This window comes from Streptomyces sp. NPDC021225, assembly GCF_044332865.1.
In the GTDB taxonomy this organism is placed as follows: Bacteria; Actinomycetota; Actinomycetes; order Streptomycetales; family Streptomycetaceae; genus Streptomyces.
In genome coordinates this window covers 625,307-636,720 of sequence record NZ_JBIRPV010000005.1, presented here as the reverse complement: position 1 = coordinate 636,720, position 11,414 = coordinate 625,307, and the positions used below count along the sequence as shown (strand labels likewise).

The window sequence follows — 11,414 nt, the reverse complement described above, 5'->3', positions numbered from 1 at the left end:
CCGCGTGTTCTCCACCGTACTCGTGGCGAACCGCGGCGAGATCGCGGTGCGTGTGCTGCGCGCCTGCCGGGAGCTCGGCATGCGCACCGTCGCGGTGTACTCCACCGCCGACCGCGACTCGGCCCAGGTCAGGCTCGCGGACGAGGCCGTGCACATCGGCCCGCCGCAGTCGAAGGCCAGCTATCTCAGCGTCCCGGCGATCATCGAGGCGGCGCGCCGCACCGGGGCGCAGGCCATCCACCCCGGATACGGATTCCTGTCCGAGGACCCGGACTTCGCGGAGGTGTGCGAGGACTCCGGGATCACCTTCATCGGCCCCCCGGCCGAGGTGATGCAGCGCCTCGGCGACAAGGCGGCGGCCCGCGCGCTGATGGCGGAGGCGGGCCTGCCGGTGCTGCCGGGCAGTACGGGAGCGGTGGCCACGCCCGCGGAGGCCAGGGACATCGCCGGGCGGATCGGCTATCCGCTGATCCTCAAGGCGGTGGCGGGCGGCGGCGGGCGCGGCATGGCGGTGGTCCGCGAACCGGACGCGCTGGTGCCCGCGTTCAACGAGACGCGAGCCCACGCCCGCGCGGTGTTCGGCGACGAGCGCCTCTACATGGAGCGGTTCGTGGAGGACGCGCGCCATGTGGAGGTGCAGGTGCTCGCGGACCGGCACGGCAAGGTGGTCCACCTCGGCGAGCGCGACTGCTCCGTACAGCGGCGCCACCAGAAGATGGTGGAGGAGGCGCCCGCGCCGAATCTGCCCCAGGAGCGGCGCACCGCGATGTGCGCGGCGGCGGTGCGCGGCGCGGCGGCGGTGGGGTATGTCGGGGCGGGCACCTTCGAGTTCGTGCTCACGCCCGACCACGAGTTCTATCTGATGGAGATCAACTGCCGGCTTCAGGTCGAGCACCCGGTCACCGAGATGGTGACCGGGATCGACATCGTCCGGGAGCAGATTCTCGTCGCCGCCGGGCAGCCCCTGACGTTCGGTCAGGGCGATGTGGTGCGGCGCGGAACGGCGATCGAATGCCGGGTCAACGCCGAGGACCCGGACCGCGGCTTCGCGCCCACACCCGGCACCCTGACGGAGTTCACACCGCCCGGGGGGCCTTTCGTGCGGGTGGACACCCATGCCTTCCCGGGGTGGCGGGTGGGTCCGGACTACGACTCGCTGCTGGCGAAGGCCGTGGTCTGGGCGCCCGACCGCGAGCAGGCGCTCGCCCGCATGGACCGGGCCCTGGGCGAGTTCCGGGTCGGCGGCGGGGGCGTACGGACCACGCTGGGCTTTCTGCGGCGGGTTCTGGCGCGCCCGGAGTTCCGGTCGGCGACGCACACCACGGGGCTGATCGGAACGATGGGCCGAAAAGATGACTCGGCATCAGCCCATTCGCGCGGCGAACGAGTGAAGTCGACGGATATCTCCACCCGGAGGGCTTACAACCGGCCCGAAGGCAGGCCGCGTCAAGTGGCAGCGGGGCCCCCCGTCGCTGACGGTTGATAAGACACCTACACGATCCCTTTATCTGGCAAATGTCAGTAATCGCGCAGGTGCCGGAAGGAATGACTCATGCGATCTACTCGCGCACTCATCGCCGGGGCGGCGCTCGCCGCATCCCTGTCCCTGGGCGCACCCGCCGCCGCGTTCGCCGCTGACGTCTCCGACCCGGGCGGCCAGGGGGGCTACTCCAGCGGTCAGGAGTCCGACGAATACGGCTCCGGCAGCTCCTGGAAGGAGAAGGAGAACAAGGAGGGCAAGGAGGAGGGGGACTGGAGCGGCAAGGGCAAGGAAGAGGACTTCGGCAAGGAAGAGTTCGGCAAGGGCAAGGAAGAGTTCGGCAAGGAGAAGGAAGAGGACTTCCGCAAGGAAGAGTTCGGCAAGGAAGAGTTCGGCAAGGAGAAGGAAGACAGCTGGGGCGGCAAGGGCAAGGAAGAGGAGAAGAAGGAGGAGGGGGGCTGGGGCGGCAGCAGCTCCTGGAAGGAGAAGGAGAAGGAGGGCGAGCACGGCAAGCCCCACGGTGGCGTCCACACCGGTGGCGGTGGCATGGCCACGACCGGTGGCGGCATGGCCGCCGGCTCACTCCTGCTCCTCGGCGGCCTCGGCGCCGGAGCCTACGCCCTGCGTCGCCGCAAGCCCACCGGCACCGCGATCTGAGGGTGAACGAACTCTTTTCATAGCCCCGCTGCCGTGGCCGACACCGCTTGTCGCGGTCGGCCACGGCAGCGCCGCTCTCCGCCGGCGAAGAAAGGCAGTTTCCCCATGGGCAAGCAGGGCGGGGCCGACGGCAACACCCGCGCTCTCCGCTGGGCCGCCGCGTCGGCCCTCATCGGCGTCTTCCTGATCTACAACTCGGTCGACGCGGCCTCCACCCAGCCATCGCCATCGCCGAAGAAACCGGCGGCCAGCGGGCCGGTGCTCACCCCCCGCCCGGAGACGGCCGCCCCCCAGGAGGTCCGGCTCGGGCCGGCGCTGCCGCGCTCGCCCGCCAGACATCTGGACATCCCCTCCATCGGGGTGAGCGCGCCGTTCACCGAGCTGACGCTCGACCGGTCGGGGGTGCTGATCCCGCCGCCCTCCGACAACAACAACCTGGCCGGCTGGTTCAACGGCGGCCCGTCCCCCGGCGAGCGGGGCAACGCCATCGTGGCGGGGCATGTGGACACCAAGACGGGCCCGGCGGTGTTCTATCCGCTCAGCACGCTGAAGAGCGGCGCCCGGGTGACCATCACCCGCGCCGATGGAATCGTCGCGACCTTCGTCGTCGACTCGGTGGAGACGTTCAGCAAGGCGAACTTCCCCGACGACCGGGTGTACGGGCAGACCCCCGACGCGCAGCTGCGCCTGATCACCTGCGGGGGTTCATACGACCGCACCGTCCGCGACTACACCGCCAATGTCGTGGTGTTCGCCCATCTCGAGTCCTTCCGGTGGGCCTGAGCCACCACCTGAGCCACCACCTGAGTCACCGTCCGGAACGCCGTGACAGCCGGGTGCCCGCGTGAACACCGCCACGCGGGCACCCGGCTGTCGTATGTCCTGCCGCCGGCCGCGGTTACCCGGGCACCCGGCTGTCGAACGCGTGCAGATAGGGGTTGACGGGGGCGATGCCGGTGACGCTCAGCCCGGCCTCGGTCATGCGCGTCACCAGGCTGTCCGAGGAGTGTTTCCGGCCCCCCACGTTGAGGAGCAGGAACAGGTCCATGGCGGTGGTGAACCTCATCGAGGGGCTGTTGTCGAGCAGGTTCTCGATCACCAGGACCCGGGCGCCCGGAGGGGCCGCCGCCACCACGTTGGCCAGGGTCCGGCGGGTGGACTCGTCGTCCCACTCCAGTATGTTCTTGATGATGTACAGGTCGGCCCGCACCGGGATCTCCTGCCGGCAGTCGCCGGGCACCAGCCGGGCGCGCGAGGCCAGCGGCCCGCCGTCGCGCAGCCGCGGATCCGCGTTCGCCACCACCTGCGGGAGGTCGAGCAGGGAGCCGCGCAGCGCCGGGTGCTTCTCCAGCAGGGACGCCAGGACGTGCCCCTGGCCGCCGCCGATGTCCGCCACCTCCGCGGCCCCGCCGAGGTCGAGGAAGGCGGCGAGCTCCGCGGCGGACTGCCTGCTGGAGGTGGTCATCGCCTTGTCGAACACACGGGCCGAGTCCGGCGCGTCCTCGTGCAGATAGGTGAAGAAGCCCTTGCCGTGGATCTCGTCGAACACGCAGGTGTCCGAGCGCACGGCCTCGTCGAGCCGCGGCCAGGTGTGCCAGGTCCACGGCTCGGTGCACCACAGGCAGATGTACTTCAGGCTGTCCGGGGCGTCCTCGCGCAGCAGCCGGGACATCTCGGTGTGCGCGATCCGGCCGTCCTCGGTCTCCGCGAAGACTCCACAGCAGGCCAGGGAGCGCAGCAGCCGGCCCAGCCGCTCGGGCTCGGCGCCCACGGCGGTGGCCAGCTCCGCGACGGTGGCGGGCCGCTCCCCCAGGGCGTCGGCGACGCCCAGGGAGGCGGCCGCGCGAACGGCGGCCGCCCGCGCCGCGCCGAAGACGAGTTCCCGCAGCTGCGGGGCGGCCTTGGACGGAACGCCGTCGGCGGGGGCGGTCGCTGTCTTGGGCGGGGTGGTGCGTATGGACGTCATGACGCCTCCTTGGCGCAGTGTCCGACGGGCTCGGAGACGGTGCAGGTGTTGCCCTCGAAGGTGTTGCCGGGCCCGGCGTCCCGGTCGGCGATGTCCGCGGGCTGGTTGTTCGCCATCACGTTGTCCTTGATGGCGTTGCCGCTGTTCTTGGCGCCCACGGCGCTGGGGAACAGCACGATCCCGCCGGACATCGGTGAGGTGCCCGCGTTGTCCCGCACCGTGTTGCCGGTGATCCGGACCTCCTCCACGCCGGTGAGCAGGATTCCGGTGCCCTGGATGAAGTCGAGGCGGGGGTTGGGCGGGCAGTACTTGTTGTTCTCGTAGACCTGGTTGCCGACGATGGACAGGTCCCCGGCGCGGGGCGTCCCCTCGTCGCCCACGACGAACACGCCGCCGCAGTTGCCGGTGAGGGTGTTGGACTCGACGGTGAGCACCCTGACGCGCCGGATGCCGACCCCGACCCGGTTGCCGGTCAGCCGGTTGCCCCGGATGACCGCGCCCCTGGTGTCGATGGCCGCGCCCTCCTCGTCGACGGTGTTGGCGATGAAGATGCCCGACTGGCCGTTGTCCTTGGAGGTGTTGCTGCGGAAGACACCGCGGGTGGACTTCTCCTGGCCGATGCCCTGCTGGCCGTTCTGCACGGCGGTCACCGTGCGTACGTCCATCTGGTCGGTGTGCTTTCCCCAGATGCCGTTCTTGGCGAAGCCGGTGACCTTCAGCGAGCGGATCCGCACACCGGTGACGAGCTGTTCGGCCGTACCGGTGACGCAGATGCCGGTCTGGGCCATGGCGCAGGCGTTGGTGCCCGCCTGCTCCGGGGGCTGGATGACGGTCGTCTCGCCCGCCCCGCGCAGGGTCAGGCCGGAGGTGGTGATCTGCACGTTCTCCCGGTAGGTGCCGGCCTCGACGAGGATGGTGTCACCGGGCTTGGCGGCGTCCACCGCGGCCTGGATGGACTCGCCCGGGTGGACGATGTGCTGGGTGTTGGCGTGGGCGGTCGGCAGCGGACCGAGTTCGATGACGAGGGCGGCCGTGAGGACCGCGAGGTAGCGAAACTGACGAGTGCGCATGAACAGAAAGCTAGGTAGGGTGCGCGCCACCTGCCACTTATGCCCCCTTATGCACTAACCGCCGCGGCTCGCCAGGCCCAAGGAGTGTCTGCCGCATCGCCTGCGGCCCCGCGCGTTACGCGTCGCGGGCGAGCACGCGGGAGGAGCCGACCGGGAGGTCCCACAGCGCCTCGCGCGGCAGCCGCGCCGCCTCCCACGCCGCACGGACCCGCAGCAGCGGCTGCAACGGGGGCTCGGCGGAGAGCAGAAAGGTGGACCAGTGCATGGGCATCATCACCCGCGCCCCCACATCCCCGAACGCCCGTACGGCCTCCTCCGGGTCGGTGTGCACCGTACGCAGCATCCAGCGCGGCTCGTACGCGCCGATGGGCAGCAGCGCCAGGTCGATCCCCGGGTAGCGGCGGCCGATCTCCCGGAACCAGTGCCCATAGCCGGTGTCGCCCGCGAAGTAGCTCCGCCGCCCGCCCGGGGCGGTGATGACCCAGCCGCCCCACAGGGAGCGGCAGGTGTCGGTCAGGGTGCGCTTGCTCCAGTGGTGGGCGGGCACGAAGTCGAACCGCACCGGCCCGTCCGCGCCCGGCAGTTCGGCCGCCTCCCACCAGTCCAGCTCGGTGACGTCGGTGAAGCGGCGCGCCCGGCACCAGGCGGCGAGCCCGGCGGGGACGAACAGCGGGGTGGCGCGCGGCAGCCGCTTGAGGGTGGGCGCGTCGAGGTGGTCGTAGTGGTTGTGGCTGATGACCACCGCGTCGACGGGCGGCAGGTCCTCCCAGCGCACCCCGACCGGGGTGACCCGGGGCGGGGTGCCGAGGATCCGGCGGGACCAGACGGGGTCGGTGAGCACGGTCAGCCCGCCGGTCCGCAGCACACAGCTGGCGTGCCCCGCCCAGGTGACCGCGGTGTCGCCGGGCCCGGCGACCGGCAGCGGGCCCGGCTCGAAGGGGAGTTCGGGGATCTGCCGGAGGGACTCGACGGGCGGGCGCAGCCGGCCCTCGCGGGCCAGCCGGGCGATCGCCCGGACACCGGGCAGCGGGGAGGTGAGGCGGTGGGTGAACGACCGCGGCCAGGTGCGGAGCTCACCGCGGGGGCGCGGGGCGGCGAGCGGCGGGGCCGCCGCCTGGCCGGGGCGCGTCCGCGCGGCGGGGCGTCGCCCGGCCGGCTGCGCCTGATCTGCCGGCTGGGCCTGATCTGCCTGATCGGTCATGGCAGTGGGCTCCCTTCTGTGCCGGTCGGCCTCGGTCCGGCCTGGGCCAGCTCGCGGAAGGCCGTCTCGAAGGCGGACAGCGCCGCGGCCACATGCGGCACCCGCAGCGGGTCCGCGGCGGCGAGCGCGGCCAGCCGCGCCTGGTCCCCGGTGCCGAGCAGCGGCAGGGTCGAAAGCCGCACCCGCAGGGCGTGCGGGGCGTCGCCGAAGCGGTGCCCGCCCGGTACGGGCCGGCCCAGCCGCCGGGTCAGCTCGCGCTCCAGCTCCACCGAGTCGGTGATGCCGCGGGCGGCCAGGTCGCCGCGCAGCTCGTCGAGGTCGGCGTACAGCTGACGGCCGGCCTGCGGGGGGCGGCACAGCGCGCCGACGGCGGTGAGCGCGCGGTAGGCCGCCGCGGCCACCGCCCCATGGGCGCGGGCCGCGGCCGCCGTACGCTCGCGGACCGGCTCGGGCTCGTCGAGGGCATGGGCGGCGGCCGCGGCCACGGGCGGCAGCGGCACGCCCCGCACCGCGTCCAGGGTGGACAGCACCCGGACGCGCAGCTCCACACCGCGCTCGGTGGCGGGGAACCGGGCGACCGCGGCGGGCCAGCCGGGCGGGGTGAAGGCGCCGGCCAGGTCGGTGACCACCACCACGTCCTCGGGGCACATCTCGGCGGGGCTCAGCAGCACCGTGCCATGGGGGTGGTGCACGGTGTCCCGCCAGGTCTCGTCGCTCACGATCAGCAGCCCCTCGGCCACGGCCGCCTCGCACACCTCGTGCAGCAACTCGGGCGGCGCGGTGGTGCCGGTCGGGTCGTCGGCGACGGACAGCAGCAGCACCCGCGGCTCGCCCTCCTCGGCGCGGACCCGGCGGACGGTCTCCAGCAGCGCGAACGCGTCGGGGACGCCGCCGCACTCGGCGGGCACCGGCGCGTGGTACGCGGGGCGGCCGACCAGCCGGGCCAGCGGTGCGTACCAGGCGGCGCTGGGCCGGGTCAGCAGTACGTCGCCGCCGACCGCGGCGAGCAGCGCGAGCAGCAGCGGCTGCCCGCCGGGGGCGGCCGCGACATGCCCGGGGTCCGTCCACAGGCCGCGCCGCTCCCAGTAGCCGCAGGCGGCGGCGCGCAGCGCCGGGCCGCCGCCGACCGGCTCGGGCGCGGTGCGGCCGGCCGCACCGGCGAAGCGCGCGGCCAGCTCCGGAAGGACCGGCAGGCCGCCGTCCTCGGGGTCCGCCGGAGCCGGGGCGGTCAGCTCCCGCTGCATTCGAAACACACCTCCGGATCGACGGAATCGACTGACTCGACTGTCTCCGCTGTGTCCGTTGTTTCTGTCCCGCCCCGTCCACCTTCGCAGATCAAAGGATCCGGCGGCGGAGCCGACACGTGGGCCGGTGCCGTTTGCCCGGGGCGGCGGCGGGCACCCGGCCCGTATGACAGGGATGCCTCAGCAACGCGACGTGGTGGACCTGCTCACCGCGGACCACCGCGAGGTCCAGGTTCTCTTCGAGGGATACCGGGCGAACGCCGACCCGGGGCAGCGGCGGCTGCTGGTGGAGCGGATCACCGTCGAGATCGTCCGGCACTCGGTCGCCGAGGAGCAGTATCTGTATCCGACGGTCCGCAGGGCGCTGCCCGACGGCGACGAGGTCGCGGAGCGGGAGATCGAGGAGCTGTCCGAGGCCGAGCGGATCCTGGGCGACCTGGAGGACCTGGACCCCGCCGACCGGCGGTTCGACTCGCTGGTCCGCGAGCTGTACGACGTGGTGTCCATGCACATCCGCGGCGAGGAGGACGTGATCTTCCCCGAGCTGCGCGAGCGGCTCACCGAGGAGGAGCGGATGGCGCTCGGGCTGCGGGTCGGCGAGGCCAAGGCCGCCACCCCGGACCCGCCGGGCGGGCAGATCGGCGGCGGGCAGGCCGGCGGCGGGTCGGTCAGCACGGGGCGTCCGCTCGCCGAGCGGGTGCGGGAGTGGCTCTCCGGCCCGGGCCGGGCCTGACGAGCCTGATCAGATCCCGCTCGATGTCGCGGCCACGGGTGCGTACGACGGTCCCGGCGAGCTGGGCCAGCTTGCGGTTGGTCCGCTGGGAGGCGCGCCGCAGCAGGTCGAAGGCGGCGTCCGCGTCGCAGCCCAGCGCGTGCATCACGATGCCGCACGCCTGGTCGACCACCGGGCGTGAGCGCAGCGCCGCGTCCAGCCGGCCCAGCTCGGTCAGCGCGGCGCGGTAGCGCACATCGCGCGCCAGGCTCTCGGTGGCGAGGTCGCCGAGCAGCTGGATGGCACCCCGGGCCGCCTCCGCCAGGGGGCCGGGGCGCAGCCCGTAGACGGAGATCGCGATGGTCAGGCCCTCGCGGACGAAGGGCAGGGTGGCGCTGGAGCGCACGCCGGCGTCCAGCGCCGTGGCCCGGTAGTCCGGCCACCTCCGGTCGTGCAGCAGGTCGTCCGCGGCGGCCGGGCGGCCGGTGGCCCGGGCGGCCGGGATCGGGCCCTCGCCCGAGGCGAGCTGCACCGCGACCAGCGCGGACAGATCGGGATGGGTGGCCGCGCTCGGCTGCTCCCCCGGACCGGGGCCGGGGTCGAGGAGGGCGGTGGCGGTGGCCCCGCAGCCGGTAGGGGTGCACGACGCGGCCTGTTCCGCCAGCACGGCGAGGCCGCGGTCCAGCGAGGGGAGACGCTCCGGCATGGTCGGGTCCAGTCCTTCGAGTCCTTTCACGGCGCTCTGTCCGCCTCTTCGGCTGCCCACCGCCCGGCCGGGGAAACGGGCGATGCGCCGCTGCCCCTCCCTTGGGCGGGCTACGGTGAACGCATGTCCGGGGCACAGGAGTACGGCGCCGAGTTGGCGGATTTCCGCGCCCGCGTCGCCGAACTGCGGACCGCGCGGGCACTGCCCTCGCACGAGCGGGACTCCGTACTGGACGCCGCCCTCATCGAACTCCAGCATGTGGTGGAGGTGCTGTGGCCGTGGTATGAGCGGCTGGCCGCCGCCGAGCCGGGCCCCGGCCGCACCGATCCGCAGGAACAGCGGCTGCTGCGCGCCCTGTTCCAGCGGCTGCCGACCGCCGTCGCCCTGCTGGACCGCGACTGCGTGGTGCGGCGGATGAACGCCTCGGCCGCGCAGCTCTTCCGGACCCGCGCCGGCTACGCCGCCGGGCGCCCGCTGACCGACTCCCTGCGGCCCGACGGGCGGGCGGTGCTGCGCTCCCAGGCCGCCGCCGTCGCGCGCGGCGAGGGCGGGCGCAGCCTGGTGGTGCGGCTGCCGGGGCCCGACCGCGGGGCGCTGCGGGCGACTCTCACCGCCCTGCACCCACCGGACGAGCCGCACCCCGCTGTGCTGGCGGTGTTCCAGCCCACCGGCCCGGACGAGACCGACGTCCAGCCACGGACACCCCGGCCCGGCCTTGACGAGGTGACACGCCACACCGAGCTGCTCGACCTGGTCGACGACATGGCCACCGCGCTGCTCGCCCCGGCGGCGCCCGACGGCGACGGCCCCGAGGCCGTCCTCGGCCGGGCGGCCGCCGTGCTGCACGGCCGCTTCGCGGACTGGGTGATCGCCGATGTGTGCCCGGGCCCGGCGCGGCCGGCGGCCGTGCGCCGGGTGGTGACGCTGGGCCCGCCGGAGGCCGCGGGCGCCCGCGCGGACTCGGTGGCCGGGCAGGACCCGGCCGACTGTCCGCTGGTGGCCGAGGCGATACGCGACGGGGCCGCCGCGCTGCGGGTGCGGCCCCAGGACGCGGGCGCCTTCGGCCACGACGCCTCGGGCGCGCCCGTCCTGGTCCGCGAGGAGGTCACCTCGCTGCTGTGCGTCCCGCTGCGCGCCGCGCCCGCGGCACCGGTGCTGGGCGCGCTCACGCTCTTCCGTACGGGCGGGCGCGGGGCGTTCGCGATGGCGGAGGCGGGCGTGGTGGACCGGGTGTCCCGCCATATCGCCCTGGCGCTGGGCTGAGTCCCGCCCCCGTAGCTGCGCGGTGTTTCCTTCCCCGCGCCCCGGTTACCCGTCGCCTCGTGGCACCAGCGCCGTGAGTGGCGGCAGCGCCGTGAGTGGCGGCACGCCATGACGGGCACGAGCGTTCGAGGAGGGCCCCGCCATGACCGAGTACGGCTATTTCCTGGCCGCGGAGGAACACGGGCCCGCCGACCTCGTCGAGCAGGCGCGGATGGCGGAGCAGGCGGGCTTCTCCCGCCTGTGGATCTCCGACCACTACCACCCCTGGAACCGGGAACTGGGCCAGGCCTCGTTCGTCTGGTCGGTGATCGGCGCGCTCGCCCAGGCGACCTCGCTGCCCGTGCAGACCGCGGTGACCTGCCCCATCATCCGCGTCCATCCGGCGATCGTCGCCCAGGCCGCCGCCACCAGCGCGGTGCTGCTGGAGGGCCGCTTCCGGCTGGGGGTGGGCTCCGGGGAGGCGCTGAACGAGCATGTGCTGGGCGACCGCTGGCCCCAGGCGGCCATCCGGCTGGAGATGCTCGAGGAGGCCGTGGCGGTGATGCGCCAGCTCTTCGAGGGGCGCCAGGTCAGCCACCACGGCAAGCACTACACGGTGGAGAACGCGCGCCTGTACACGGTGCCCGAGGAGCCGGTGCCCATCGACATCGCGGCCTTCGGCTCGGCCGCCGCCGCGCTGGCCGGGCGGGTCGGCGACGGCTTCATCACGATGGTCCCCGACGCCGAGCTGGTCGCGCGCTTCCGGCGCGGCAGCGGCGCGGGCGGCAACACCAAGCCGGCCAGCGGGGGCCTCCAGGTGTGCTTCGGCCCGGACGCCGACGACGCGCTGCGCACCGCCCACCGGCTGTGGCCGGCCGTGGCGCTGCCGGGCGCGCTGCTGACCCAGCTGGCCACCCCCGCCCAGTTCGAGCAGGCCGGCGAGCTGGTCACCCCCGAACGGCTGGCCCAGCAGGTGACCTGCGGCGACGACCCGGACGCGCATGTGGCCGCGCTCAGGGCGTACGCCGACGCCGGATTCGACACCGTCTACGTCAACCAGATCGGCCCCGAACAGCGCGGCTTCTTCGACTTCTACCGCACCAAGGTGCTGCCGCGGCTGACCGGCTGAGCCGGTC

At 73.8% G+C, this 11,414-nt stretch carries 11 protein-coding genes; 6 read left to right on the top strand and 5 right to left on the bottom strand.

Annotation, left to right across the window (positions count from 1 at the left end):
* Positions 1 to 4: 4 nt before the first annotated feature.
* The 3 genes from ACH4S9_RS24950 to ACH4S9_RS24940 all read left to right on the top strand — a co-directional run bounded on the left by ACH4S9_RS24950 (position 5) and on the right by ACH4S9_RS24940 (position 2,920).
* Positions 5 to 1,483, top strand: coding sequence for an acetyl-CoA carboxylase biotin carboxylase subunit (locus tag ACH4S9_RS24950; RefSeq protein WP_311728351.1), 1,479 nt, complete (start codon positions 5 to 7; stop codon positions 1,481 to 1,483).
* A gap of 69 nt (positions 1,484 to 1,552) precedes the next feature.
* Positions 1,553 to 2,137, top strand: coding sequence for a hypothetical protein (locus tag ACH4S9_RS24945; RefSeq protein WP_311728350.1), 585 nt, complete (start codon positions 1,553 to 1,555; stop codon positions 2,135 to 2,137).
* Between the two features lie 105 nt (positions 2,138 to 2,242).
* Complete coding sequence (locus ACH4S9_RS24940) at positions 2,243 to 2,920, top strand: class F sortase (protein ID WP_311728349.1); 678 nt, start codon at positions 2,243 to 2,245, stop codon at positions 2,918 to 2,920.
* A gap of 115 nt (positions 2,921 to 3,035) precedes the next feature.
* Here the strand turns inward: ACH4S9_RS24940 and ACH4S9_RS24935 are convergent, their stop codons facing one another.
* From ACH4S9_RS24935 to ACH4S9_RS24920, 4 genes are all read right to left on the bottom strand, one after another.
* The gene (locus tag ACH4S9_RS24935; protein WP_358844385.1) at positions 3,036 to 4,103 is read right to left on the bottom strand and encodes a methyltransferase; all 1,068 of its coding nucleotides are present in this window, start codon (positions 4,101 to 4,103) and stop codon (positions 3,036 to 3,038) included.
* On the bottom strand, positions 4,100 to 5,173 hold the full coding sequence (locus ACH4S9_RS24930; protein ID WP_311728347.1) for a right-handed parallel beta-helix repeat-containing protein: 1,074 nt from the start codon (positions 5,171 to 5,173) through the stop codon (positions 4,100 to 4,102). Before ACH4S9_RS24930 ends, ACH4S9_RS24935 begins: the two co-directional genes overlap by 4 nt.
* 115 nt (positions 5,174 to 5,288) lie before the next feature.
* Positions 5,289 to 6,374, bottom strand: a complete 1,086-nt coding sequence (locus ACH4S9_RS24925; protein ID WP_398373886.1) for an MBL fold metallo-hydrolase — start codon at positions 6,372 to 6,374, stop codon at positions 5,289 to 5,291.
* Positions 6,371 to 7,618, bottom strand: a complete 1,248-nt coding sequence (locus ACH4S9_RS24920; protein ID WP_398373885.1) for an aminotransferase class I/II-fold pyridoxal phosphate-dependent enzyme — start codon at positions 7,616 to 7,618, stop codon at positions 6,371 to 6,373. The genes ACH4S9_RS24925 and ACH4S9_RS24920 overlap by 4 nt, the downstream gene beginning before the upstream one ends.
* A 175-nt stretch (positions 7,619 to 7,793) precedes the next feature.
* Between ACH4S9_RS24920 and ACH4S9_RS24915 the strand changes: the two genes are divergently transcribed.
* Positions 7,794 to 8,351: a hemerythrin domain-containing protein gene (locus ACH4S9_RS24915; RefSeq protein ID WP_311728344.1), complete on the top strand. Its 558-nt coding sequence runs from the start codon at positions 7,794 to 7,796 to the stop codon at positions 8,349 to 8,351.
* Here ACH4S9_RS24915 and ACH4S9_RS24910 read toward each other — a convergent pair.
* Positions 8,287 to 9,036 (bottom strand): ANTAR domain-containing response regulator, encoded by a 750-nt coding sequence (locus tag ACH4S9_RS24910; RefSeq protein WP_398373884.1) that lies wholly within the window; start codon positions 9,034 to 9,036, stop codon positions 8,287 to 8,289. The two genes, ACH4S9_RS24915 and ACH4S9_RS24910, sit on opposite strands and share 65 nt — an antisense overlap.
* Positions 9,037 to 9,159: 123 nt before the next feature.
* Between ACH4S9_RS24910 and ACH4S9_RS24905 the strand changes: the two genes are divergently transcribed.
* Complete coding sequence (locus ACH4S9_RS24905; protein WP_398373883.1) at positions 9,160 to 10,299, top strand: PAS domain-containing protein; 1,140 nt, start codon at positions 9,160 to 9,162, stop codon at positions 10,297 to 10,299.
* Between the two features lie 142 nt (positions 10,300 to 10,441).
* Positions 10,442 to 11,407 carry a TIGR03557 family F420-dependent LLM class oxidoreductase gene (locus ACH4S9_RS24900; RefSeq protein ID WP_385348300.1) on the top strand — a complete coding sequence of 322 codons (966 nt, stop codon included), beginning with the start codon at positions 10,442 to 10,444 and terminating at the stop codon, positions 11,405 to 11,407.
* Positions 11,408 to 11,414: the final 7 nt, after the last annotated feature.